Consider the following 25,611-nt stretch of genomic DNA (forward strand, 5'->3'; position numbering starts at 1 on the left):
ATCTCCTTTACAGAATGGCCCGCAGAAGCCGGGAATAGAGCACCAGGGCGGCACCGAAAATCACGAGGATGATCATCGAAAGCGTAGCGGCGAGTGGCCAGTTGAGCGTCACGATGGCCTGATCATAGATTTCCGTTGCCAGAAGGAAGACGCGGCCACCGCCGAGCAGCTTGGGAGTAATGAACGAACTGACGGCCAGCACGAAGGAGAGCAGGCAACCCAGGGCCACGCCGGGCATGGTGAGCGGCACGATGATCCGCCAGAACACTTTCCAGGGCGATGCGCCGAGCGTTTCCGCAGCTTCCTCGACGCGAGGATCAAGCCTGCCGAAGCCGGCGAGGAGCGCCAGTATCATATAGGGCATCAGGATTTCGGTAAGCCCGATGACGACGCCGATCTTGTTGAACAGCAGACGCACCCCGTCTTGCGCACCCAGTGCGAAGAGGATGTTGTTGATGAGGCCGTCATCCGCCAGGATTGCGATCCAGCCATAAGTGCGCACCACCGCCGAGGTGAGCAGCGGCGAAATGACCAGCACCAGCAAAAGCGTTTTCCAGCGACCCTGCGCCCGGTGAAGGTAGAGGGCAATGGGATAGGAGGCGAGCAGCGTGAGAACGGTGATCATAAGGCTGGTCAGGATGCTCTGACCAATCAGCTCGATATAAAAACCGTCGGTCAGTGTCGACGACCAGTTGTCGAGCGTATGGGCTTCCCCGAGACCGCCGCCGCCGAGGCTTTCGCGGAAGGAAAGCAGCAGCAGGTTGAAGACGGGCAACACGAAGGCCAGACCGTTGACCGCAATGATGGGTCCAAGAAGAAGGGTTGCGAGAAACACGATGGAAGAGGTACGGCCACCGGGAGCCGTGATCATGACCGCCGCCGTCATCGGTTTGCTCCGAAGACCAGAGTATCCTCCACGCGCCAGACGAGACTGACCGCGCTGCCTGCCGCGACCGGCGTTTCACCGCCGGAGGTCGCGCGTTCCACGGACAGGGTCTGCCCGCCAGCGGCGATCTCGTAGTGGAGGATGTCGCCTGCATAATAGACATCGCGGACTTCGCCAGCGATGCGATTGACGGGTGCTCCGTCGAAATCGGGGACGGCGTCGCCAGCGACGGTCATGGCCATGCGATGCGGCCGTACCATCAGGTCGATCTCACCGCTGTGCGCGCCGGGCGCTCGCAGCACCGCATCGCCGACCGTGATGCGGTCACCGGCGGCGTTGCCGACCAGCCTGTTGGTGCGACCGACGAAAGAGGCGACGAATGCAGTGGCCGGGCGCTCATAGAGATCGTGCGGCGTGCCAAGCTGTTCCAGGTGCCCGCCATTGAGCACAGCGACCTTGTCGCACATGCTGAGCGCCTCAACCTGATCATGCGTGACGAAGATGGAAGTGATGCCAAGCTGTTTCTGGATACGGCGAATTTCGGCGCGCATCTCGTCGCGCAGCTTTGCGTCAAGATTGGAAAGAGGTTCGTCAAACAAGAGAATGGACGGCTGGATGACGAGGGCGCGCGCCAGTGCGACGCGCTGCTGTTGGCCCCCGGAAAGCTGTGCGGGGCGACGGTCCTCGCGCCCTTCCAGACGCACCATGGCAATGGCCTCACGGGCACGGCGTTCCGCCTCGGCAGCAGGCACTTTGCGCATTTCAAGACCGAACATGACATTCTTGAGGACCGTCATGTGGGGGAAGAGCGCGTAGCTCTGGAAAACGAGGCCAATGTCACGCTTATAAGGCGCAAGTTTCGTCACGTCCTTGCCGTCGATCAGGATAGACCCCGAGGAGACAGGAGAGAGGCCTGCAATCATGCGCAGCGACGTCGACTTGCCGCAGCCGGAAGGACCGAGGAAGGCAACCAGTTCGCCCTTGGGAATCTCGAGATTGAGATTATCCACGGCGACGATTGTCTCGTAGCGCTTGGTCAGTGAACGAATCGAGAGGAATCCTGGCTGCATGATATCTGAAGTTCCCATTCTGGCTTCTTGCCTTTCTCCAGAACATCTCCGACCCGCAGGGAATCGGAAATGCCTTGGCCCTTGATCTACGCAAGCGCGGCGAAAAATCGCTGCGCCGTTCCGCGGTGCCTCCCCTAGTGCAGGCCTAGGCCCCGCTCGGAATGCATGTCCGCGTCGGCTCCCACCTCTTCCGCCCCAGCGCCTTCAGAGGAGATGATCCGAGTGTTTTGGTATGCTGCTTCCGCGACTGCCATGGGAGCCGCGGAAGTCCTTTCATTTTTTTGCGCTCTGCGCAGAAGTCTCAACGGCTGAGGGGAATGACCTTGCGGCGCCAGTCCTGCGTAATCTGGTCGCGGACCTTCGAGAGGCCAATCCAATCCACCGGGATGACCTTGTCCATCGCCTTGACGACCGTGCGCTCACTCACATCGGCAGAGACAGAGGACTTGGAATTGGTCGGCGCATAATACATGGCGGCGGTAAAGGCAGCCTGGGCTTCCGGGCTCAGCGCATAATCAACGAACTTGCGCGCAGCCTCGGATGACGGACCACCCTTGACGAGGTTGAGCGTGTTGATCTGGAGGATCGTGCCTTCCTTCGGAAGAACCACCTTCATCTTGCCTTTGGAACCGTCAGCATTCACCTGGCTGCGGGCGTTCCAGCCCACGCCCAGCGAAACCTGGCCGTTTACAACGTTCGGATAGACTTCCGGCTTCGGCTCCCAGGTCTGCACATTCGGAGCAACTTCAGCCATCGCATTGATGCCGGCATCGATGTTCTTGATGAAATCAGTGCCGCCATTCATATGGTCCATGATGATGGTGGTACCGATACCGACGATATCGGGGGCGCTCAGCATGGCGACTTTGCCGTTGAGGGCGCTATCCTTCAGAGCGTTCCAGCTGTCGGGAGCCGTCTTGATGGCATCGGTATTGTAGATGAGCACGAGATTGTCGAACGTTACGCCAACCCCGGCCACGCCTTCGAAGCGGGCATTAGGATAGAGGTCGGCGACATTCTTGGTTACGCTTTCGTCGATCTTGTCAAACAAACCTTCGTCCGTACCTGTTTTGGCGACGGAGACGTCCATCAGAGCGATATCGGACTGCGGCGCAGCCTTCTGGGCGCGCAGCGAGCCGAGCATTGCAGCAGAGCCCTGCTGCGGGAAATATTCGATCTTGATATCAGGGTTAGCCGCCATGAAAGGTTCGATGACGGCCTTGGTGTAACGCTCCTGGAAAAGGCCGCTATAGCCGAGGAACGTCACGGTCTGCTGGGCGTGCGCCGGCAGAGCGGCCGCGCCGAGCATGAGAATCCCACTCAGAAGTATTGTTTTCTTCATTGTCCTGTTCTCCTCTATTGTTATTTGGAGTGGCGGACTGATCCGCCACCCATAAGACGATGTCAGGCGCTCAGCTTGGCCTGAACGAGCTTGTTGGCGCCAGAAATGTCCGGCAATTTCTCACCGTTGCGCAGGCGCTCCAGAAGCACGAGTTCGGCTTCCTGCATGCCGATGGCGCGTTCAGCCATGGCTCGAGCCTGGCTTGGATGAAGAGCGACAACACCGCTTTCATCGCACAGGATCGCATCACCCGGATTGATCACCTGGCCGCCGACGCTGATCGGAACGTTGATCGCGCCTTCGAGGCCGAGGATCTTGGTGGTGATCGGAGAAGGACCACGGCACCACATCGGCATGTCGACCTTGGCGAACTCCGAGAAGTCGGTCGCCGGGCCATCAACGACACCGGCCTTAACGCCGGCCATCTTCATGGTGTTGGTGATGACACCGCCCCAGCAGGCGTGACGGGTATCGCCGCAACGGTCGATGAGGACAATATCCCCGGGACGCACGAACTGCGACAAATAGTGGAGCATGGTGGAATCCGCATTGGGGATGCGCAGCGTGACGGCAGTGCCTGCCACACGTTTGCCCGGAAGGACGGCGCGGATTTCAGGATCGACGAAGCCGGAGTGAAGCACGTGACCGATCGTTGCGACTTCGACCTTCTCAAGAAGCTCGATGATGTCGGCACCGATCTGTTCGGGCATGGGGTTGGCGATAAACATTGAGTCTTTCTCCGATCAGAGAACGTGGTGGTTCGCCACCGGTACGTTGGCGCGCACCTTGGCCGAATAGTCGAAGTCAAGGACGGCACCGGCCGTTCCAACGCTGTCGGAGCATTGGGCGACGATGTGGCCCCACGGATCGATTACCATGGAATGCCCCCAGCATGCCTTCTTGCCACCCGCATGGGTGCCGATCTGGCCGACGGCCAGAAAGTAGGTCTGGGTTTCGACGGCACGGGCGCGCGCCAGAACTTCCCAATGGTCCTTGCCTGTCATCAGGGTGAAGGCCGCTGGGAGAACGATGACGTCTGCACCTTTGTCCCGCAGGGCGCGAAACAGTTCAGGGAAGCGAATATCGTAGCAGATGCCACAACCGACCGTCTTGTCGCCAACCTTGTAGGTCACCACTTCTTCGCCACGGGCAACGGAGTCGGATTCGCGGTAGCTGATGCCGTTCGGCGTATCGACGTCGAACAGGTGCATCTTGCGGTAACGCGCGATCTGTTTGCCATCCGGCCCGAAAACGAGCGTCGAATTGTAAAAGCGATTGCCTTCCTTCTCGACGATGGAGCCGGCATGCAGCGTGATCGCGTGCTTCTTGGCCAGCCCCGAGAGCAGCGTGTAAATCTCGCCGTCAGGGAATTCCTCCCCGCTCTCATGCATCTCCTGGGGATTATCTCCAAGAAATGCGAAGTATTCTGGAAGAACAACAAGGTCAGGATTATCCGCCTTGACTGCCTTCTCAATAAGATCGGCAGCAACCTTAAGGTTTTCTGCCTTGTCATTCTGGGTATTCATTTGAACAAGTGAGACTTTCACGTTGCTCTCCTCTCATGTTGCGAGGAGAATTAAGAACGGGAACTGTTTTCATTACAAACGGAAAAACTCTATCGAAACCCATAAGGTAAGCTTATAGATTAATCATTTTGCGCTGCAGCGCAAAATTTAGGCGGCAGCCGTCATCCATTGCGTGGTGGTTTCACTGACGATTTCCGTCGCCATATCGGCAATGGCCCGGGCAATCGCGTTGTCGCCACGCTCCTGATAAACGGTGTGAAATGTGAGGGGCGGTACTGACGGACTAATGTCGAGAATACGCGCCTCACCGGATTTGATGATGCCGTCCACCAGCACACGCGGCAAAGCGCCCACCCCAACGGCCGCGGCCACAAGGCGGGTCATGATCGACAGCGAATTGGAATTATAGATGCGGCTGTCGGACAACCCGTGAGAATCGAGCAACGCGCGCAACGCCTGATGTGGCTGCGAGCCTGTCGAGAAGGTAAGTAACGGAAAATGCGCGATATCTTCGAGTGTGACGCCCGTTTCCGGCAGCGGCAATTCGACCGCGCCAACCCAACAGGACTCGAACGTACAGAGCGGTGAGTTGTAGATATTTGCAGCCATGATCGGCCCCATGATGAAACCGACATCCACCTCACCGTTTTGAATGCGCTGGGATAGTTTCAGGCTGGTGTCGATGGTCAGATCCAGACTGACGCCGGGGTAACGTTCGTTCATGCGGCGAATGAGCAGCGGCAACCAGGCATAGACGATCGTGTCGGCAGCACCGATGCGCACGGTGCCTCTCAGCGCCTCCCGGCTACTCACGATCTGTCGGAACTCACCGGTCAGATTGACGATCTTTTCGGCATGCTGCAGCGCCAGACGACCAGCAGGTGTCAAGTTGACGCAGCGCACATCGCGCGTGAAAAGCACGACGCCAAGCTCCCTTTCGAGGGCGGCAATTCGGTTGGACACCGACGCCTGGGTGGTATTCAACCGTTCCGCGGCCGCCGAAAAGCTGTTCAGTCGTGCAGCCCAGAGGAAAGTTTCGAGAAATCGCGTATTCATGAGGTAAAATCTTCCCGCATGGCTCCGCGAGCCGGCACTAACGTCGCTGGCTCGTCTTGCCCTTGGCCCTTTGTGGTTCGAGTGTAAGTATGTCCGATGCACGCCCCCATAAGCAAGGGATCAACGCCCTGGCCCTGGCACCGCTTTTTCGCACCGGCTGGGGCTGGGAAAAGGGATGACGGTCACAAGGATGTTTCAAATGAGTGGCCTGTTTTGCACCAGCTGCTTCCCAAACCATTGAACGCAAACAGGGCTCTGCGTCTCCTCGGAGCCCTGTTTCTTCAAATCTTTGATTGTCGGGCCATCAGCGTTGCACCGGATTGCTGTGACGAAAGACAGATCGGCGAGACCTAAATCCTCGTGCCCCGCATACAGGACACAGCCTGCCTTAGGTCTGCAGGCACCCCTCCCCCAAACCTCACGGCTTCGGGATGACAGTTGCGAGCTTACGGAACGGCGACAGGATTTCGAGGCGGCTTGGCACGCCCTTGGCGATGCTGATAATCGATCCGGGACCGATCTTCACCGGTTCGGCTTCGGCCTGCGAATACATTGCCTCGCCCTCAACGACGACAAAAGTTTCCTCGAGGTCACGACCCGGATAATTGTAGATGCCGGGCTCGGCCTTCCAGACTGCGACGATCGTGCCATTTTCGATCTGGTCCTGCCATATCTGGCGACGATACGAACCGCCTTCACGGCCTTCGGCGGGCATGGCCGGAACAAGATCCACGTCATCGGAAATATTGAAAATCGGCATGGTCACGGGAATTCTCCTTGCTTTGTCAATGTTGGCACGGACCTTGGGGCCGCGCCGGTTCAGGCATGGGGTGGCAGTTCCGCCCCAGCTAGTTTCGTGGATATGTTGTCGCGCAGCCGGTAGTAACGCAGCGCCATTGCGGGTGCGAAACCCATAAAGAAGGGAGCTGCCTTCAGTGGTTCCAGCTTCAGGGCAAGCTCGTTCTCCGGCTTGCCAAGCGCCCATTCCGAAAGGATGGAACCGAGCATCGAGCCGGTCGGCACACCACGGCCGGAAAGACCGGTCAAAGCCACAACGCCCGGCGCGAGACCATAAAACCGCGGTACGGTGCGATATTGCATATCGAGTTCGCCGAACCAGAAATACTCCCAGCGGATCTCTTCCCGGAGCTTTGGATGCAGCCATTTGAGCCGTTCGCTCATGACCTGTCTCGTATAGGCCATGTCGCGGCCGCGGCGTCCCATGGGAAACATCGATGCGACGATCCGGCCTTCGGCATTGTATTTGTAGACGTAGATATCGCCGCGACCATCATGAATGGTTGTGTTCTGCGGAAGGACGGTCCGGCGTGTTTCTTCGGACAAAATTTGCGTGGCAGCAACGAACACGCTTTGAATCTTGAAGGTTCGATCCAGCTTGGGCCAACCACCAACCGTATAAGCGCCAGTGGTAAAGATCACTTTCGACGCGACCACTTCTCCGCGATCGGTCTTGACCTTCCAGCCTCCGGTTATGTCGCGTTCGCAACCCGTCACTGCCGAGCCGGTAAATATCTTTCCGCGCTCCTGGATGACAGCACGGCCGAGACCGCGGGCGTAACCGAGCGGATTGAGGTGACCTGCCTCTTCGTGCAGCCAGCCGCCGTCGAAACGCGGACTGCCGGTGACCGCTTCCACCTCGTCACGGTCGAGCAGCCGGGTTTTCGCGCCCACCGCATTATAGGTCTCGACCTTGCGCCTGATCTCATCCATGGCGCCCTTATGCGGTGCGCCCATCACATAACCGTTCTGTACCCATTCGCAGTCGATCTGATAGTCGCGGATCATGCTCGATACGCGGTCATTCGCCCGCGTCTGCCGTTCGATCAGCCGTTCCGCCCAGGGCTCACCCAGCATCCTGCGCAGCTCGGGCAGGCTATAATGGGTAAAGGTCGGGGTGCAATGTCCGGCATTGCGGCCCGAACCGCCGAAGCCGATTTCCTGCCGCTCCAGAAGCACGACATTGATGCCGGTTTTCGCCAGCTCCAATGCGGTCGTCAGACCGGTATAACCCGCGCCGACGATGCAGACATCGGCCTGCACGCGACCCGAAAGAGGCTCCGTATGCGGTGCTGAAGCTGCGGTCGCATACCACAGTGTCACGTCAAAGGGTGAGAACGAAACCATCTACCGACACCTTCAGTTCAGGTCGCTGCGCGCATCGAGCGCATCACGAAGCCCATCACCGATGAAATTGAAGCTGGTGACGGCAAGCGTGATGGCGACGCCCGGCACGATGGCGAGCCAGGGCGCCTTGTCGAGATATTGCTGGGCTCCGTTCAGCATATTTCCCCAGCTCGGCAGCGGCGGCTGAATGCCATAACCGAGAAAGCTGATATAGGCCTCCAGAAGGATGGCACGCGCGACCGTCAGGGTCGCGGCAACGATGATGGGGCCGACAGCATTCGGCAGCAGTTCCCGAAACATGATCCAGCCATTAGGCAGGCCCAGCATACGGGCTGCCATGACGAAGTCGCGTTCGCGCAGAGACCGCACTTCCGCTTCAACCAGACGGGCAATTTCCATCCAGCTCGTAACGGCAATGATAACCGTGATCATGAACGGGCTCGGCTTGACGAAAGCAGCCAGAGCGAGAAGCAGGAAAATACTCGGGAAAGACAGAAAGGCATCGACGAAACGCATCAATATCGCGCCGATGCGCCCGCCATAATAACCGGCAACGACACCGATGATGGTGCCGATCAGTGTCGACAGCACCATGGCGAAAAACCCGACCAGCAGTGAAATGCGGCCGGCATTGAAAAGGCGCGCGGCTATGTCGCGTCCGAGCGGATCGGTGCCGAAAATATGGTAACCGGTCATCGGCGGGGCAAAACGGGCGCGCAGATCGATGAACAATTCATCGTAAGGCAAGAGATAGGGCCCGACCACGCAGGCGAAAATCATGACGGTGATCATGATGAGGCCGAGCACAGCAAGCTTGTGGCGGGCGAAACGGCGCAGCGTGCGGTTCTGCCACCAGTGAAACCGCGGTGCGGCCTGCGAGGGATGGAGGGTTGTAGCGGACATGGTCTTTCCTTCGATTGAGTGCGGCGTTTCGTCGATCCGGCTCTATCCGAGCCGGATGCGGGGATCGACGAGAGCAACCATGAGGTCAGCGAGCAGACTTCCGATGAGCACGAGAATTGCGGAAAACATCAGAAGCCCCATCACGACAGGGTAGTCGTGATAACCAAGGCTATCGAGGAACAGGCGGCCCATGCCGGGCCAGGTAAAGACCGTCTCCGTTACGAGGGCGCCGCCGAGAATCGTCGGGAGCTGGAGACCGGCAAGGGTAATCATTGGCAGAAGTGCATTGCCGACGACGTGTTTCATCAGAACCCGGCGCGGGGTCAGCCCCTTGGCGCGGGCGGTGCGGACAAAATCCTGATTGATGACGTCAAGCGTCGCAGTCCGCATGTAGCGGCTCCAGACGGCGATGTTGACGAGGGCAAGTACCAGGCTCGGCATGATCAGGTGAATTGCATAGTCATAAAAAGACTGATCGCCGATCGTATACATGTTGCCCGCCGGTAGCCATTTCAGCCTGAGCGCGAAAACATAGATGGCCACCAGCCCGAACCAGAAGGTGGGAATTGAAAGCGCGACCATGGCCCCGACCGTGGCGGTGTAATCGAACAGCGTGTAACGTTTGGTCGCCCCCTTGATACCGATCCAGGTGCCGACAAGGATGGATACGACGGTTGATGAGACCATCAACAGCAGGGTCGCAAACAAATGGCCGGAGATGATATCGAGAACCGGACGTTGGTCGCGATAGGATTTCCCCCAATCGCCTTGCAGCAGGCGCCAGGCCCATTCGAGATATTGTACCGGCAAGGGTCGATCGAGACCCATCTGGTGGGCGATGCGATCAAGCGCCTCCCGCGTCATGCCGGGCGTCAGGGCAAATTGCGACAATGGCCCGCCAGGCGCGAGGTTGAGGATGGCAAAACCGATGATCGAGACAAGCAGCAGAAGTACGAGGCTCTGCCATATCCGATGGAGAAGAAAGGTCAGCATGATGAGACTCCAGGTCGCATCGTGGAACTGGCTAGCACCATCCACGAATAGCCGTCAGAGTGCCGGCTGCTTCAAAGCCGGCACTTCACATGGATCGGGGCATAAAGCCCTGTCTGCGGCAGGCTTTACGCCAGACGCCAGGTCGCAACGTTCCAGGTATCGATGCGGTTATTGACGTTTGGCTTCACGTTTTCGACGCCCTGCTTGTGACCACGCACCGTTGCGTACTGGAACAGCGGCAACAGCGGCAGTTCCTTGCGCATGATCTCCTGGATCTTCAGGTAGACGGCCTTGCGCTCCTCCGGCACGAAGAGACTGCCGCCCTTGGCCAGAAGATCATCGACGTCCTTGTTGACGAACTGCCAGGTATTCTGGCCCGAGCCGCCTTTTGCAGCACTCGACGTCGAGCGGAAGAAGTCGGAGGTATCGGGATCCGGGCCGGTCAGGAAGTCGAGCCCGACGATAACCGAATCGAACTTCGACAGCATCCAGTAGTCACCCCACATGACAGCTGGCGGCAGGTTCGAAATGGTCATCTCCACGCCGATATCCTTGAAGGATTGCTGCATGTATTGCTGAACCTGTTCGCGGATGTGATTGCCCGCTGTCGTGGAGCAGGTGAAGGCCAGCTTCACGCCATCCTTGGCGCGAATGCCATCCGCCCCGGGCGCCCAGCCCGCATCGTCGAGCAGCTTTTTAGCTTTCTCGATGGAATATTCATGCTTGGGAAGATCTGGATTGTAATAGAAAGACTGCTGCGGAACGTAGCTTTCGGTGGGTGTGGGCAAACCATAATAAAGTGCCTCGATGATCGACTGTTTGTCGATCGCCGCATAAAGCGCCTCTCTTACCGCCGGCTCCTTGAACTGTGGACGTTCCATGTTGAACGAGAGGGATTCAATCGTTGAGCCCGGCACGACGTTGACCACCTTGCCGGCGAGATCCTTGGCCTCGTCATAATGGTCGGGTGTGATCCATTGCAGGCCCACCACGTCTATGTCGCCGGTCTTGAACTGGGTGTACATCACATTCAGGTCGGGTACGTATTTGTAGACCAGACGCTCTATATGCGGGCCATCACCAAAATACTCGGTATTGGCGTCGAGCAGAATGTAGTCACCCGCAACCCGCTCTTTCCATTTGAATGCGCCCGTTCCGACCGGCGCGTTGTTATAGGCGGCGGTATTGCGGTCAGCTTCCGCACCTAGGAGGTGCTTCGGCGTAATAAATGTGGAAGCAAGGATCGAGGGATAGGGCGCGAATGGCTTTTCCATCTTCCAGGTAATTTCCGTCGGCGAAAGCACGGTCAAATCCCTTACGAATTCGTGCCCGGTCTTGCGCCATGAACGGAAGTTGGGATCGACCAGAAGTTCAAGCGTGAACTTCACGTCTTCAGCGGTGAACGGCTTGCCGTCGTGCCATTTGACGTCGTCACGCAGCTTGACCTTCCAGTTGAGACCATCGGCGGAAATGCCGCCGTTTTCGACCGTCGGCACTTCGGCGGCGAGAGCTGCCACGAAGGCACCTTTCTCGTCGACATAAAACAACGGGTCGAAGATGCTGAAATGGATGCCTTCGTCTACTTCAATATGCGGCATATGTGGATTGAACACGGTAGGCTCCTGCGAGAAGCCGACCGTCAGCTGGCCTTTGGCGGCCTTGTCCTGCGCCATGGCGCGGGAAAAACCCGGAAGACCGGAAAGGACGACGCCGGATGCGCCGAGCGCCAAAAGGCCGAGTGCCTGGCGGCGGGTGGTATTGATAAGCGGCTTGTTCTGGTCGGACATTTTTAGTTCCCCTTGATCCGATGGTTGAACACGACGATTATTTTTGCTTCCGCCTCTTTGGGCGGTACTACTCCCATCAGCAGTTGCCTGCCTCATGCGTCAAAAGGATCGGCGCCACCTGACCGCCGGGCTTCTCATTTCAAAAGCCGCTGACCAGCTCGATCTTCGAGCCGTCGCTGAAGCGGCTGAAACGGAAATCGCGACGATCGACAATCGGATTGCGGCCTGTGACGATATCAGCCATGAGTTTTCCAGCCGCCGGGCCGATGCCGAAGCCATGGCCGGAAAAGCCGGTTGCAACATGAAAGCCCGGAATGGCGTCGATATTGTCGATGACCGGAATAGCGTCAGGCGTCACATCGATCATGCCCGCCCAGCGCTGCGAAATTTCGGCCTTTTCGAAAACGGGGAAGGCCTTCTTCAGCTTGGAAAAGGCGCCGTCCGTCATGTCCATGGCCGGAACGGGATCGAGCACGCGGTTATATTCGAAGGGCGAAGCCTCATCGAGCGCCCAGCGGCGCGGAATGCGCCATTCATCGTAAAAGCGGCCAGTCAGGCGCAGGTCGAGCGAGCGCCACTCATGCCGCAGAGCCGGCAGGAATTTCAGTGCATAACGGAAAGATGCGGGCACGATGTCGACGATGTTCTGGAAGCCGTTCGCGATCGTATATCCGCCGTCGAGGCGCTTGCGGATCGCAAAACCGTTCGACCAGATTGCCTCTTCCGGACCGCCTTCCAGCGGCTTTGTGCGCAGCACGGAATTCATGACCTTGAGCTGCGGCAGATCGAGACCGTTGTTGCCGAGAAACAGGCTGGACCACGCGCCACCCGCCATGACCGCCGCCTTGCAGGCAATTTCACCGCGCTCTGTCACGACACCAGACACCTTGCCGCCGGAAAGCTGCAGACCACGCACGGCGCATTCGGTCAGGATGAAGGCGCCGCGGTCGCGGGCAGCTTCGGCGATTGCCGGGGCGGCGCGCTGCGGCTCGGCCCGGCAATCGCCGGCGGTATAGAGGGCACCGGCGACATCCATGTTGGAGCCGGGATATTTCGCCTTGAATTCCTTAGCGCTCAACATGCGGCTTTCAATCTGGTAGCCTTCCAGATTGCGGTTCCAGCGTTCGTGCTCGGAAAATTCCTTTTCGTTTGCGCATGTAAAGACGATGCCGGAACGCTTGAAACCAGTCTCCCGCCCTGTACGACGATTGAGATCCGCCCAGATGCGCAGCGATTCTGCCATCAAGGGCACCTCGCGTGGGTCGCGGCGGGAAATGCGCACCCAGCCCCAGTTGCGGCTCGACTGCTCGTGGCCGATACCGCCCTTTTCGCAAAGCGCAACACGCAGTCCCTGATCGACGAGTTCAAGCGCGGTGGAGGTGCCGATAATGCCGCCGCCAATGACGACGACATCGACTTCTTTCGGCAATTCCGCATCGCCATGGACGGGAACGACATAAGGACCGGGCATGTCAGAAAAACTCCTCAAGCTGGCAATTGATGGCAAATTCGGCGACGGAAGCCTCATTCGGTAAGGACAGCAGCATGGCAATGATGCGGGCAAGATCGGCGGGCTGGGTCATTTGATCCGCCGGCCGTTCGGATAAGGCGGTCGCCATATCTGTCGCAACGAAACCGGGGCATACGGCTGTCGCGCGCACGCCGCTTTCGAAGCCCGCCTGTCGGATGGCATGCGCAAGCGCGACCGCCGCAAATTTGGAGAGAGAATAGCTACCGGCAGATGCGGACTTCACCCGCTTGCCGGAGAGGGAAGCGAGGATGATGACCCGGCCACGACCGCTCTCGCTCAACGCCTCCCAGGCGGCCTTAACCAGCCTTCTCGGTGCCTTGACGTTGACCGCAAGCATGGCGTCGATGTCTTCGTCATCTGCTTCGATCACTGTCTTCGGTATCATGATGCCGGCATTGGCCACGACAGCATCGATACGACCGAAATGCTGATGCGCTTCATCGGCCCAGCGCTTCTCCGCACTCGCATCATTTGCGTCATAATGGGCAAGATGGACCTGTCCCTCGTGACCCACAGCCCATTGCGGCAGCGACGGGCTGCGCATACCAAGCGATACCGACCAGCCTTCGCCAAGAAGAGTAGCAGCGATATGGTCGCCTATACCCCGGCTTGCACCGGATATGAGAGCAACGCGTTTTGTCGTTCGTTCCATCATGCTAGCCCCACAATATGGCGGTAGGCGCGACGCAAAATGTCGATAACCTGCTTCTGCTCGTCTTCCGGGATGAAGCTGAAGAAATCGCGCGATTGCTGCGGAACGATCTCCCGGATTTTCGTTGCAAGCGCCGCTCCGGCTTCGGTGATGTAAAGCTCCTGGGCGCGGCTGTCCTCCTGCGACACTTCCCGGCGTATCAGATCGTGCGACACCATCTGGTCGATGATCCTGCCCATTGCAGACCGGTCCCGCATCGTCAGATGAGCTATCACTGAAGGACGGATACCCGGGTAGTCATCGACGAGCAGCAAAGTCGTGATCTTTCCAGTTCCCTTCGCCACATCCAGCCCGTCCAGCCGGGCATCGAGATCGCGCGATACGGCAAGGTTGATCGTGCGGATGTAAAAGCTCAGCGTGTCTTCAAGCACGTCGAGATTGATATCAGTTGGCGATGTCGGCGGGTTTTCAGTTGGTTTGGACATGGAGTTTCCGTTCGAATGGTCAAAGATCGACATTGGCGCACACGCTTTCCCGGCGTGCCGCAGTGCAGGTTTTCGGCCATGTCGTATGTCAGTTTCGTGACTGAATGAAAGGATAATTAGTAGACAAACGCAACTACTTTTTATTCCTGAAATCATATTTTTATTATTTAAATCAGATATTTAAAAGGAAAACCTCTCGCGCCGCCGGATCCATGATAATCCGGCGGTTCAATCGGTCTTTGATGTCGCGCGATGCAAAGTCTGACGAGGTGTCCGGCTCGTCAGACTTCGATGTTATGTGCCGACGGCAGTTGCCGCAGGTTCCCAGTCCGCACCGGGGATCGCAGCAACGAGTTTGCGGGTATAGGGATGGGCCGGCGACCGGAAGATTTTTGTCGGCGGCCCCTGTTCGACAACCGTTCCCTTGTGCATGACAAGCACATCGTCGCAAATCTGGCTTGCGACTCTCAAGTCATGGGTGATGAAGATCATCGCCACCTTCATTTCAGCCTGCACCCGCGCCAGAAGCTCCAGAACCTGCGCCTGTATGGAAACGTCGAGAGCAGACACGGCTTCGTCGGCCACAAGGACGACCGGATCAAACATCAGCGCACGGGCAATGCCGATGCGCTGGCGTTGGCCGCCGGAGAATTCGTGCGGGTAACGGTCATAGGCCTGTTCATCCAGCCCCACGAGCTTCAGAATTCCGAGAGCCTTTATTCTCGCCTCATGCACAGCCATTCCGTGGGCAACGGGGCCGACCGTCAAGATCCTGCCGATCGTATGGCGGGGATTAAGCGACGCGAAAGGATCCTGAAAAATCATCTGGATATAGGGTCGCAACGATCGAAACGCCGTTTCGTCCATCGCTGCTATGTCACGGCCATCGAAGCATATTGAACCGCCATCCGCGTCCAGCAATTTCAGCAGGACACGCCCGAGCGAGGACTTGCCCGACCCGCTTTCGCCAACGATACCAAGGGTCTGGCCCTTGTGAAGCTTGAAGCTGACACCATTGACCGCCTTGACGATACGGGCCTTGCGGAAAAACGAGCCGGAGCTGCGATATTCCTTCTCAAGATTTTCGACCTTGAGAACGACGGGAGCTTCTTCGCTGACTGAACGCTCAGTGCTCCGCATCCGTGGCACCGCAGCGACAAGTCGCTGGGTATAGGGGTGGACGGGATTGACCAGAACCTGGTCCGCCCTTCCCTGCTCCACAAGATATCCCTTCTCCATCACCACGACGCGATCGGCAATTTCGGCAACGACGCCGAAATCATGGGTGATGAACATGACGCTCATGTCCTTGCGCTTCTGTATCTTGCGGATGAGCTCAAGGATCTGCGCCTGGGTGGTAACGTCGAGAGCGGTTGTTGGCTCATCGGCAATCAGGACATCCGGATCGAGTGCCAGTGCCATGGCGATCATGACCCGCTGGCGTTGTCCGCCAGACAGACGGAATGGATATTGCAGCCGCATCAGAGGCGGGTCGGGAAGACCGACTTCTTCAAGTAGATCCAGAACCTTGGTCTTGCGGGTTTCAGGCGTTCCATAGCCATGCGCTTCAAGCACTTCGGCGATCTGATCCCCGATTGTCATCAGCGGATTGAGCGCGGAGAGCGGATCCTGGAAAATGATTGAGACCGCCTGACCACGCAGCGGCCGGATTTTATCTTCCCTGGCCGCAAGTATGTCCATTCCCTTGAAATGGATTTCGCCGGAGCTGACTTTTATCACGGGCGACAACAGCCCCATGATCGTGCTGGCAGTGACGGATTTGCCGGACCCGGATTCACCGATAATGCACAGGATTTCACCTGCGTGGAGGTCGAAAGAGATATTCTTGACCGCGTGGGTGCGCTCCATTCCCGGCGGAAGATCCACCGTGAGATTGCGAACGGACAGCACCACGTCGGCTGACGTGGTTGGATGCGACATAAGTTCCCCTTGTTTTTTTGTAACTTTGTTCGCTTTGGCCGACGCTTCATACGTCGGAAACAATATGGTGGACTATGTCTACTATATTGTCCAGTGAGTGGCGGTAGCTGAGACGGTCGAACCGGCACCGCGTTGGCGCTGTCCAGCATTCTTGACCTTTATGATCTGCAAAATGCCAGGCTGTCCCGTTTGATGTTGGTCAGGAGCGGACCCGGCGTTTTGCGTTTTGGGACAAGTTCTCCAACTGTCCCGCTAGCGCCCACTTGCGGAGCAACTTTCGCGTGCTTAAAAGGCGTGCAGTTTCAAATCGCGTCGGAGAGGACCAATTTCGTGGAACAGGTAAATACCCAAACCGGCAAGGGCCGGACCAAAGCTTTATGGGCGGCGGTTGCGATTATTGCTGTTGCTGCTGCAGGCGTCATCGGGGGTAAGGCCTTCTACGAAGCAAAGGTCAGCGAACTCGTTGCTCGCACTGGCGCAACTGCCCGTTCCGTTGAGGTTGATTTCCTCGGGCAGATTCATATTCGCGAACTGGCCTTGCCGCTTGCCGATGGCAAGAACATCCGGATTGCAGCTATCGATGGACGTCCAAAATTTCCTTTCCTGGATGGCGCACTGGAGCTGAACGACATTAATGTTGATGTGCCAACCGGCAAGATCTCGATGGCGCATGCGCGAGTCGAGAATGCCGCGTTCATAAAACCGGATGCGGCTGAAGTATCCGGAGACGGAAATGCCAACTCTCTGCCTAAGCGCATAGAGCGCTTTGCAGCAGAGCGTATTTCCACGCCTGAGATGACATTCACGCAGTCCATCGCCACCACCGAGCAGAAGACTGTTTATAAGAACGTAGCCTTCTCGGACATCGCCAAAGGCCGGATCGCCCGATATTCCATCGACAATGCCAGCTACGACATTCAGATGGATCTACCGGACAGCACTGGCGCGATGAAAAAGAAGCACTTGGTCGTATCGACCGGCGCCATAGCCGGGCAGGACTTCGATGCCGCTTACCTCGCAAGGCTCTATACGGAAAAAGCGGGTCCCGAAGATAAGGACGCAAAGCTTCTCTATGGCCCGCTCTCCGTCAGCAAAATCTCGTTCTCAGACGGAGACGGTCATTTCACTTACGATGAAATACGCAGCGACGGCTTCAGCGCCCGCATGCCGGCCGAGCCGCTTCTGGAAACGATGAACGCGCTTTCGGCGACCAAAAATACCGACGAGCTTTCACCTCAGGAACGCCAGGCAATTTTCGCCAAGGCCCTGTCCATTCTCGATATGATTGGCAAGAGCAACATGCAGTTGCTCGGGTTCAAGGCCGACGCGCCTGATGAAAGCGAAGGGGCTGCCGGCAAAAGGGTCAAGGTCGGCATTGATCGTATCGATATGCAGATGGACAGCCGTAAGCTCGACTTCGGCCTGAATGGCATGTCGATCGGAAATGGCGTCGACACGATCGAAGTCGCCGAGGCAAGCCTCAAGGGCTTTGACTGGAGTTCCACAATCGAGAGTCTCTCCAAAATCGTCGGGCTTGACGACAAGCAGATCGAGACTTTCCCGTTTAATCACCTGATACCGGAACTGGGCACCGTCCGCGTCGGAGGCATCAATGTTGACGTCGCCGCCCCGGAACAGACAGACGACGAGACTGGTGAAAAGACGGAGGGCGTGCCTGAGCGCATCAAGTTCACGCTCAGGAATTTCGAGATGGGTCTGACAAAGCCCTTCAACGGCATACCCACAGATATCGTGATCAGGCAGGATGACCTTTCTCTTCCGATCCCTGAAGATTCGACCGAGGAAGTTTTTGTCGAAGCCCGCAAACTGGGTTTCGAGGCACTCGCCCTGTCTTATGCCCTTGCCGCCGGCTGGGATGAACCGAACAAGAACCTGGTGATCCGGGAAATCTCCATGCGCGGCAAGGATATTGGCAGCGTCAATTTTTCCGGTCTGGCGAGCGGGTTCACCGAGGAGTTCTTCTCCTTCGATACCAATCGTACTCAGGCCGCCCTCCTGGGGCTCGCGGGTCGCGAGGTAAAGCTGACGATCAAGGACGAAGGTATGATGGCCAAGGCTATCAAGCTGTATGCTCTGCAAAACGACATGACCGAGGATCAAGTGCGCGGTGTTCTGACACTCGTGGCAAGCGCGGGGTTGCAGCAGATCGCAGCTGAACAGCCCAAACTCAAGAGTGCGGTGGACGCGTTGCTTCGCTTCATCAACAACCCAGGTACTCTTACGGTTACCGCCCGCTCCACTGGACCAAATGGCCTTGGTCTTTTTGATCTGGTTGCAGCGTCTGAAAACCCGATGCTTCTTCTCGACAAGGTCGATATCCAGGCGACGGCCGAGTAAGTCGTCCAATCGCACCCCCAAACGGTTCAAGCTCCGGTTCTCGGAGCTTGAACGCACCGGGCGCGGAGCTTCTAGCAAAGCTTAGATGCGCCGCGCCTTGATCGTGTTCATGACAAAGCTGGTCTCGATGGTGTCGACGCATTTCAGCTTCGCGATCTTCTCCTTGATGAAGCGCTCGTAGTCCTCGAGCCCACCGCACATGACCTTGAGCATGTAGTCCCTCGAACCCGTGACGAGGTGACATTCCAGAACCTCATCCCAGTCCAGAACGGCCGCCTCGAACATCTGGATTTCGTCATCGTGCTGGCGACTGAGGCGGATGGATGCAAGCGCGGTCATCGTCCATCCCTCGATTGCCGGATCAACGATCGCGGAATAACCTTTGATCACCCCCGTCTCTTCCAGCCGTCGCAGCCTCCGCAGACATGCAGATGCCGACAAGCCGACTCGCTCGGCAAGTTCGTTGTTGGTGATCCTTGCGTCGGCAGACAGCTCCTTGACTATCCGCCGGTCGATTGGATCTGCAATTTTTTGCGACATAAAGCACAATTCTCCGCAATATATTGCTTCATCAGACATATCCACGCTTCAGAATGCAAGGTATTTTGGCTTGATTGGATGTAAGCTGCGGACAGTTCAACGTCTGTTGAGGAGGACCTTCCGCAAATGACCGCACCGCATCCGTCTAAAACCCATATCGGCAACCACGCTCTCCATCCTGAAACCCAGATGCTCAATTACGGCTACGATCCGGAATTGTCGGAAGGAGCGGTGAAGCCGCCTGTGTTTCTGACCTCGACCTTCGTCTTCAAGTCGGCGGAGGACGGTCGCGACTTCTTCGACTATGTCTCCGGCCGCAAGGAGCCGCCCGCAGGCAGAGGTGCAGGCCTCGTCTATTCGCGTTTCAACCATCCCAATAGCGAGATCGTCGAGGACCGCCTTGCCGTTTACGAACGCACCGAGAGTTGTGCGCTCTTCTCGTCCGGCATGTCCGCCATTTCGACGACGCTTTTCGCTTTCGTCAGGCCCGGCGACACCGTACTCCATTCCCAGCCTTTGTACGGCGGCACTGAGACGCTGCTGGCAAAGACCTTCCACAATTTCGGCGTTTCGGCGGTGGGTTTCGCCGATGGTGTCAGCGAGGCCTCGGTGATATCCGCCGCAGAGGCTGCGATGGCGAAAGGCAGGGTGTCCGTCATCCTCATCGAGACCCCCGCCAACCCGACAAACAGTATTGTCGATATCGCCATGATCAGCCGCGTTGCCGACGTGATCGGCCAGAAGCAGGGGCACAGGCCAATCATCGCGTGCGACAACACACTCCTCGGTCCGGTGTTCCAGCGGCCTATCGAGCACGGTGCCGATATCTCGCTCTATTCACTGACAAAATACGTTGGCGGGCACTCCGACCTCATTGCCGGAGCAGCGCTCGGTCGCAAGGATGTCATGAAGCAGGTGAAGGCATTACGCGGAGCGATCGGCACCCAGCTCGACCCGCATTCGTGCTGGATGCTCGGGCGCTCGCTTGAGACGCTACAAATCCGCATGGAGCGGGCAAACAGCAATGCCAAGGTGGTGGCCGAGTTCCTGAAGGCGCATCCCAAAGTCGAGAAAATCCATTATCTGCCGTTTCACGATCCGGCGTCCCCGGTTGGCAAGGTGTTTGCAGATCAATGCACCGGTGCGGGATCGACCTTCTCGTTTGACATTGCGGGCGGGCAGGCAGCGTCTTTCAAATTCCTCAACGCTCTCACGATATTCAAACTCGCGGTCAGCCTTGGCGGTACGGAATCTCTCGCCTCCCATCCTGCAACGATGACGCATTCGGGTGTTCCGGCCGACGTCCGCCAGCGCATTGGTGTGCTTGATTCCACGATCCGGCTGTCAATCGGCATCGAACATCCCGACGATCTGGTCGCCGACCTGACCCTCTCTCTGGATGCCGCCTGACGAAGAGGCAAATGCCGCTCCTCCCCGACTGCAATACCTATGGGTTTTCCAGTACATACGAAACGCGGAAACCAACGTAGTGCAGGAAGGCGATAAGGGGAGCGGCGTTACCTTCCGCTACGAGTGGAGACGGTCCCGAACCGGCAATATGATAAAGAAGCGGCGAATGACGGGTTGAGATGGCGTCGGGCAAAGGGTATCAGGTGCCTCAATTCCAGGCGGACCTCCCGCAAGCAACAAGGCTTATCCTGACATGATCCCGGATTTTCTCGTCACCCATTCCGGTGGCTTCCATGCTGACGAACTGCTGTCCAGCGTCATCCTGACCCGACTTTTCCCGCAGGCCCGCATCGTCCGCAGCCGGGCGCCGGAATGGATCACCCCCGGCGTGGACCGCATCATCTACGATGTCGGCGGCACCTATGACGCGACAAGCAGGATATTCGATCACCATCAGCGCGGCGCGCCGCTGAGGGATGACGGTCAGCCATATAGTTCATTCGGACTGATCTGGAAGCATTTCGGCCGGGACTATCTTGCCGCCTTCGGCATCCCCGATGAACATGTCGAAACCGTCCATACCTCTTTCGATGGCAGCTTTGTGCTACCGGTCGATCTGGTCGACAATGGTGCGGTCAGCCCCTCCGTCGCCGGGCCGCTGGTTGCGCTGACGCTGCCTGTCCTGCTGGAAACTCTGAAACCTGTTTTTGACGAGACCGACCCCGAAGCCGATGATCGCAGTTTCCACGCGGCGCTCGTCATTGCCCGCAGCTTCGTCGAGGCGAAAATAGCCAAAAGCGCTGCGAAACTGCGCGCCGAGGCGCTTGTAATGCAGGCTATCGTCGATGCCGGTGAAGGTCATATTCTGGAATTGCCGATGGGTATGCCGTTTCGGCCCGCCATTGTGAAGGCGGGCGCAGACAATCTGCTGTTTGTCGTTCACCCGCGTGACAAGGACTGGTGTCTGACCGGTATCCGTCGCGCAGATGAAGGCTTTGAACTTCGGGCAGACCTGCCTGCCGCATGGGCTGGCCTTACAAATGGCGATCTGGAAGCCGTTTGTGGCATTGAAGGCGCGAGTTTCTGCCACAACGGCCGGTTTATTGCCGCCGCCAAAACCCGCGATGCCGCCCTCGCCATGGCAGAACTGGCTGTGAAAGAGGCGATCTTACCTGCTCCCGTAGTGTAGTCCATTGAACAACGGAACATGAGTAGGAGATCGCCCTGAAGGCGGGCCGGCGAAGCATATCAAAGGATATGCCCGCAAATGTCCTTCGGCCCACATCACTGGCCTCCCCTCCTCCACGCCCAATCGGAACACCGTGTTCGTCCCCGATAATCTACGGAGCCGTCACTTTGTCGGCGACCGCAGCACTATTGGGCAGCAGGAAAAGGACTGCGATGGCGCATAGCGTCGTCACCGCGGCAAGCCACCAGCAAAGTGTCGAAAACGCAGTCTGATAGGCATCCCGCAACAGGTCGTCCCCGATGTGGGACGATATTGCCGCTGCACCCGCCAGGTCGCCCACTGCCAGACGCTGACCTGTCTGATTCAAGAGGGGCGTAGACAAAGGCGCCAGCCGTCCGAGGGATGCCGAGGTCAATGCCGACAGGGCGGCGCTGACGACTGCAAGCGCGATGCCCTCACCGGCAACCCGCACGGTACTGAATATACCGGTCGCCATTCCCGCACGCTCCACCGGCACGACGCCAACGGACAAGCCATCCATCAGGCCCCATGGCAGGCCGGCGCCCACCCCGATGACGAGCATGGGCAGAACGATCATGGCTCCATCCTCTGCGGTGAAGCCGGCAAGCCAGACGAGGCCAGAGGCGGCGATCAGCAGGCCGATGCCGCAGAGCATGCCCGGCGAAACATGACGCGCCAACATCGTCGCGACTATAGGCACCACCAGCATCGGAGCCGACAGTCCCAACATGATGAACCCCGCCCCGATTGCTCCTCGTTGCTCGATACCGATGAGGCGCAACGGGATGATAACAAGAAGAACAACGAAACAGGCGCAGGTGGAGATTGGCAATAGCTGCACCCCCACGAACCGCGGATAACGGAAGAGCGATAAGTCCAGCATTGGCCGCGCTGCCCGCATTTCGATCAAGACGAAGGCTGCAAGCGAAAATGCAAATCCTGTGCTGAAAGCGATGATACCGTTAGACCCGAGAACAGGCAGTTCGATCATCGCAACGGTGAAGAGGGTGAGTGTGAGGGTAAAGCTTGCAGCGCCCAGCCAGTCGAGTTCCGCCGCATTGGGATCCCTCGTTTCACGCATCCGTGGCGGGCCGAGGATCAGGGCAAGGAGGCCGATCAGGCCGCCGGCAAGGAATATTGCCCGCCATCCGACCGTTTCGATCATCAATCCCGTTAGCAGCGGACCAGATGCAAGACCGACGCCGAAGGTCGTTCCAAGCAACCCAAAGGCGCGCGTCCTAGCGTGGCCGTCGAATTCCTGCGCAAGTGCGGCCGTACCTCCGGCCAGGGCCGCGGCGGCGCCCACGCCTTGACCGGCACGCAGCAGATCGATGATCCACACCGAAGGCGCAAATCCAAGCGCAAAGGAGAAGCCGGTAAACAGCGCAAGGCCGATCAAGAACACCCGCCTTCTGCCATATCGATCTGCTAGCGCGCCTGCCGCCATCAGAAGACTTCCGAAAGCCAGCATGAAGGCATTGGTGATCCAGGTGAGGGATGCAGGCGATCCCCCGAGGTCCTGCCCGATCGCCGGCGTGGCAACCGCACCGGCGGAGAAGTTCAAAGGAAGGGTCAAGGCGGCAAGACACACCGCCACCAATACCGAATTCCGGCTGGCTGAGGCTCTATGAGGGGCGTCGTTCATGCAAACTCCAATCGTGAAATGGCATCGCGACACCAAGGCCGCGTATCGGCATCCATCCTCATCAGACGACATCAATTCGACAATCGGCCTCACGGGCCTTTCATTGCGGATTAAAATTCTCTAATCAGTGACAATGGATAAGTTGAGCGAGATCGATGCCTTCGTCCGGGTTGCCGAAAGGCTGAATTTTGCCAAGGCCGGGCAGAGCCTGGGCCTGTCACCTTCTGCTGTCGGAAAGAGCGTTGCCCGACTGGAGGCATCTCTGGGCGTACGGCTGTTCAATCGCACCACCCGGCAGGTCTCCCTGACCAATGAAGGGGCAATGCTGTTTGAGCGGTATCGGTCCATCCTCACCGATCTGCGCGACGCACATGAAGCAGTCACGGACAATCTGGCCCTGCCCCGCGGCAGTCTGCGCGTGACGCTTCCGACAATCGGATACCGCTTTCTGCTGCCGATAGTGCCTGAATTTCGCCGGCGTTATCCCGATATCGATCTGGAACTCGACTTTAACGACAGGCGCGTCGATCTGATCGAGGGCGGCTTCGATGCTGCAATCCGCAGTGGCGAGCTTGATGATTCCAGCCTGATAGCGCGGCGTCTTGGTCCATTCCGCTTCATTTTATGCGCGTCGCCGGACTATTTTCAACGAATGGGCACGCCCCTGCACCCCAGCCAATTGCCAGAGCATGATGCATTGCGCTTCCGCTTTCCGACCTCCGGCAGGTTTCAGGAATGGCTGCTGGAAAACGGCGACAACCCCCTGTCGAGCATGCGTATCGCCCTTACCTGCGGCAATATGGAGGCGATAAGGGCGGCGGCGATTGACGGGATGGGGCTCGCTTACATGCCTGAATTCCTGGCGACGGACGCCATCACGGATGGCCTGCTCGAGACGGTCCTGAACGAGCATCTCGCCGCACCAGGCCAGTTTTCAATTGTCTGGCCATCAGCCCGCTTCATGGCGCCGCGGCTGCGCGCCTTCATCGATTTTGCGATCGAAAAGCTGTTTGTCGAAACCTGACTGGAGTATCTGCGCATGACATATGCCAGCGGGCTTATGCGCGCCGGTGGAGTTCGTCCATTGAAGCCATCGGCGGACTAGTACGGTGCATTTCTTGACCGATAAGACGATGGTGGCTAAATAAAGGATGCTGATGAGGAGTTTATGACCATGGACAAAGATCGCCGATAATCCGGACTTACGTCGATGACAGCGCAGTCTTTTCAAAACGACGCGTTGGCTGGCTCAGCATTTGCATCAAAGGAACATTCATGCCCAGACTTTCTGGAAAGACCGCACTCGTGACCGGCGCGGCGCGCGGAATTGGTGCGGCTATCGCCCAAGCGTTTGCTGACGAGGGGGCACAGGTCATCGTTACCGATATAGACGTGGATGGCGGCTTGTTGACCGCAAGCTCAATCGGCGGGAGGTTTGTCCGTCTCGACGTCGCATGCGAGGCAGACTGGGCGAAAATTGCTAGTCAATTTCCCAAGATGGACGTCGTCGTCAACAATGCGGGAATAACAGGCTTTGAAGGACCATTCGAAGGGGCCCCGCCAGCCCATGATCCAGAAAATGCCCAACTTGCTGATTGGCACAAGGTCCATGCGGTCAACCTGGATGGCACCTTTCTGGGCTGCCGTTATGCAATCCGCGCCATGCGAGCAAATGGTGCGGGGTCGATTATCAACATTTCCTCACGCTCAGGGCTTGTCGGAATTCCAATGGCAGCGGCCTATGCCTCATCCAAGGCCGCCATCCGCAACCACACCAAGAGCGTGGCCCTATACTGCGCCGGTCAGGGCCTGAACATCCGGTGCAATTCAATTCACCCTGCGGCCGTGATGACACCGATGTGGGAGCCGATGTTGGGAAATGGCCCGGATCGCAAAGATCGTGAAGCCGCGCTGGTCAAAGAAACGCCCATGCAACGCTTTGGCAGGGCCGAGGAGGTAGCCGCACTCGCAGTCCTGCTCGCATCTGACGAGGCAACTTATATGACTGGGGCCGAACTGAACATCGATGGCGGCATTCTTGCAGGATCAGCCGCAGCACCGGGAAACTAGAATAACGGGCTATGGAATGACCGCACCTTCTTGGTCCATTGCCCCCGATAGTAAAGGTCGA

At 58.0% G+C, this 25,611-nt stretch carries 22 protein-coding genes; 5 read left to right on the forward strand and 17 right to left on the reverse strand.

Annotated elements, in window-relative coordinates; translation table 11 throughout:
* Positions 1 to 7: 7 nt before the first annotated feature.
* The 15 genes from ACQZ6D_RS08455 to ACQZ6D_RS08525 all read right to left on the reverse strand — a co-directional run bounded on the left by ACQZ6D_RS08455 (position 8) and on the right by ACQZ6D_RS08525 (position 16,317).
* Positions 8 to 886, reverse strand: a complete 879-nt coding sequence (locus ACQZ6D_RS08455) for an ABC transporter permease (RefSeq protein WP_019566396.1) — start codon at positions 884 to 886, stop codon at positions 8 to 10.
* Entirely contained in the window at positions 883 to 1,956 is a 1,074-nt protein-coding gene (locus ACQZ6D_RS08460; RefSeq protein WP_013761322.1) for an ABC transporter ATP-binding protein, read from the reverse strand. Before ACQZ6D_RS08460 ends, ACQZ6D_RS08455 begins: the two co-directional genes overlap by 4 nt.
* Before the next feature lie 301 nt (positions 1,957 to 2,257).
* Positions 2,258 to 3,298, reverse strand: a complete 1,041-nt coding sequence (locus ACQZ6D_RS08465; RefSeq protein ID WP_112154434.1) for an ABC transporter substrate-binding protein — start codon at positions 3,296 to 3,298, stop codon at positions 2,258 to 2,260.
* Positions 3,299 to 3,360: 62 nt separating this feature from the next.
* Positions 3,361 to 4,026 carry an RraA family protein gene (locus ACQZ6D_RS08470; RefSeq protein ID WP_038493653.1) on the reverse strand — a complete coding sequence of 222 codons (666 nt, stop codon included), beginning with the start codon at positions 4,024 to 4,026 and terminating at the stop codon, positions 3,361 to 3,363.
* Positions 4,027 to 4,041: 15 nt separating this feature from the next.
* Complete coding sequence (locus tag ACQZ6D_RS08475; protein ID WP_003517686.1) at positions 4,042 to 4,824, reverse strand: carbon-nitrogen hydrolase family protein; 783 nt, start codon at positions 4,822 to 4,824, stop codon at positions 4,042 to 4,044.
* Between the two features lie 147 nt (positions 4,825 to 4,971).
* Complete coding sequence (locus ACQZ6D_RS08480; protein ID WP_003517687.1) at positions 4,972 to 5,880, reverse strand: LysR family transcriptional regulator; 909 nt, start codon at positions 5,878 to 5,880, stop codon at positions 4,972 to 4,974.
* A gap of 418 nt (positions 5,881 to 6,298) precedes the next feature.
* Complete coding sequence (locus ACQZ6D_RS08485; RefSeq protein ID WP_153793293.1) at positions 6,299 to 6,640, reverse strand: cupin domain-containing protein; 342 nt, start codon at positions 6,638 to 6,640, stop codon at positions 6,299 to 6,301.
* A 59-nt stretch (positions 6,641 to 6,699) separates the two neighbouring features.
* On the reverse strand, positions 6,700 to 8,025 hold the full coding sequence (locus tag ACQZ6D_RS08490; protein WP_448730283.1) for an NAD(P)/FAD-dependent oxidoreductase: 1,326 nt from the start codon (positions 8,023 to 8,025) through the stop codon (positions 6,700 to 6,702).
* Positions 8,026 to 8,037: 12 nt separating this feature from the next.
* A complete protein-coding gene (locus tag ACQZ6D_RS08495) occupies positions 8,038 to 8,928 on the reverse strand; it encodes an ABC transporter permease (protein ID WP_111800421.1) in 891 nt (296 codons plus the stop codon).
* A 42-nt stretch (positions 8,929 to 8,970) separates the two neighbouring features.
* Complete coding sequence (locus ACQZ6D_RS08500; protein WP_013761327.1) at positions 8,971 to 9,921, reverse strand: ABC transporter permease; 951 nt, start codon at positions 9,919 to 9,921, stop codon at positions 8,971 to 8,973.
* A 125-nt stretch (positions 9,922 to 10,046) separates the two neighbouring features.
* Positions 10,047 to 11,708 (reverse strand): peptide ABC transporter substrate-binding protein, encoded by a 1,662-nt coding sequence (locus tag ACQZ6D_RS08505; protein ID WP_112154433.1) that lies wholly within the window; start codon positions 11,706 to 11,708, stop codon positions 10,047 to 10,049.
* 139 nt (positions 11,709 to 11,847) lie between these two features.
* Positions 11,848 to 13,179, reverse strand: coding sequence for an NAD(P)/FAD-dependent oxidoreductase (locus ACQZ6D_RS08510; protein WP_019566402.1), 1,332 nt, complete (start codon positions 13,177 to 13,179; stop codon positions 11,848 to 11,850).
* A 1-nt stretch (position 13,180) separates the two neighbouring features.
* On the reverse strand, positions 13,181 to 13,891 hold the full coding sequence (locus ACQZ6D_RS08515; protein ID WP_019566403.1) for an SDR family NAD(P)-dependent oxidoreductase: 711 nt from the start codon (positions 13,889 to 13,891) through the stop codon (positions 13,181 to 13,183).
* The gene (locus ACQZ6D_RS08520; RefSeq protein WP_026330963.1) at positions 13,891 to 14,376 is read right to left on the reverse strand and encodes a MarR family winged helix-turn-helix transcriptional regulator; all 486 of its coding nucleotides are present in this window, start codon (positions 14,374 to 14,376) and stop codon (positions 13,891 to 13,893) included. Before ACQZ6D_RS08520 ends, ACQZ6D_RS08515 begins: the two co-directional genes overlap by 1 nt.
* A gap of 294 nt (positions 14,377 to 14,670) precedes the next feature.
* Entirely contained in the window at positions 14,671 to 16,317 is a 1,647-nt protein-coding gene (locus tag ACQZ6D_RS08525; protein WP_448730282.1) for an ABC transporter ATP-binding protein, read from the reverse strand.
* A gap of 330 nt (positions 16,318 to 16,647) precedes the next feature.
* On the opposite strand from ACQZ6D_RS08525, the gene ACQZ6D_RS08530 reads away from it, so the two are divergent.
* Positions 16,648 to 18,675 carry a hypothetical protein gene (locus ACQZ6D_RS08530; RefSeq protein ID WP_025596013.1) on the forward strand — a complete coding sequence of 676 codons (2,028 nt, stop codon included), beginning with the start codon at positions 16,648 to 16,650 and terminating at the stop codon, positions 18,673 to 18,675.
* A gap of 81 nt (positions 18,676 to 18,756) precedes the next feature.
* Here ACQZ6D_RS08530 and ACQZ6D_RS08535 read toward each other — a convergent pair whose 3' ends face one another.
* Positions 18,757 to 19,215, reverse strand: a complete 459-nt coding sequence (locus ACQZ6D_RS08535) for an Lrp/AsnC family transcriptional regulator (protein WP_013761333.1) — start codon at positions 19,213 to 19,215, stop codon at positions 18,757 to 18,759.
* A gap of 126 nt (positions 19,216 to 19,341) precedes the next feature.
* Here ACQZ6D_RS08535 and ACQZ6D_RS08540 point away from each other — a divergent pair, with 126 nt between their 5' ends.
* The gene (locus ACQZ6D_RS08540) at positions 19,342 to 20,625 is read left to right on the forward strand and encodes a cystathionine gamma-synthase family protein (protein ID WP_065663082.1); all 1,284 of its coding nucleotides are present in this window, start codon (positions 19,342 to 19,344) and stop codon (positions 20,623 to 20,625) included.
* Positions 20,626 to 20,878: 253 nt separating this feature from the next.
* Positions 20,879 to 21,814, forward strand: a complete 936-nt coding sequence (locus tag ACQZ6D_RS08545) for an MYG1 family protein (protein WP_111789548.1) — start codon at positions 20,879 to 20,881, stop codon at positions 21,812 to 21,814.
* Positions 21,815 to 21,965: 151 nt separating this feature from the next.
* On the opposite strand, the gene ACQZ6D_RS08550 is transcribed toward ACQZ6D_RS08545, so the two are convergent.
* Positions 21,966 to 23,480, reverse strand: coding sequence for an MFS transporter (locus ACQZ6D_RS08550; protein WP_448730281.1), 1,515 nt, complete (start codon positions 23,478 to 23,480; stop codon positions 21,966 to 21,968).
* A 133-nt stretch (positions 23,481 to 23,613) separates the two neighbouring features.
* Between ACQZ6D_RS08550 and ACQZ6D_RS08555 the strand changes: the two genes are divergently transcribed.
* Complete coding sequence (locus tag ACQZ6D_RS08555) at positions 23,614 to 24,504, forward strand: LysR family transcriptional regulator (protein WP_019566410.1); 891 nt, start codon at positions 23,614 to 23,616, stop codon at positions 24,502 to 24,504.
* A gap of 251 nt (positions 24,505 to 24,755) precedes the next feature.
* Positions 24,756 to 25,550 carry an SDR family oxidoreductase gene (locus ACQZ6D_RS08560; protein ID WP_019566411.1) on the forward strand — a complete coding sequence of 265 codons (795 nt, stop codon included), beginning with the start codon at positions 24,756 to 24,758 and terminating at the stop codon, positions 25,548 to 25,550.
* Positions 25,551 to 25,611 lie beyond the last annotated feature (61 nt).

This window comes from Agrobacterium sp. 22-3639C2 (genome assembly GCF_053522105.1).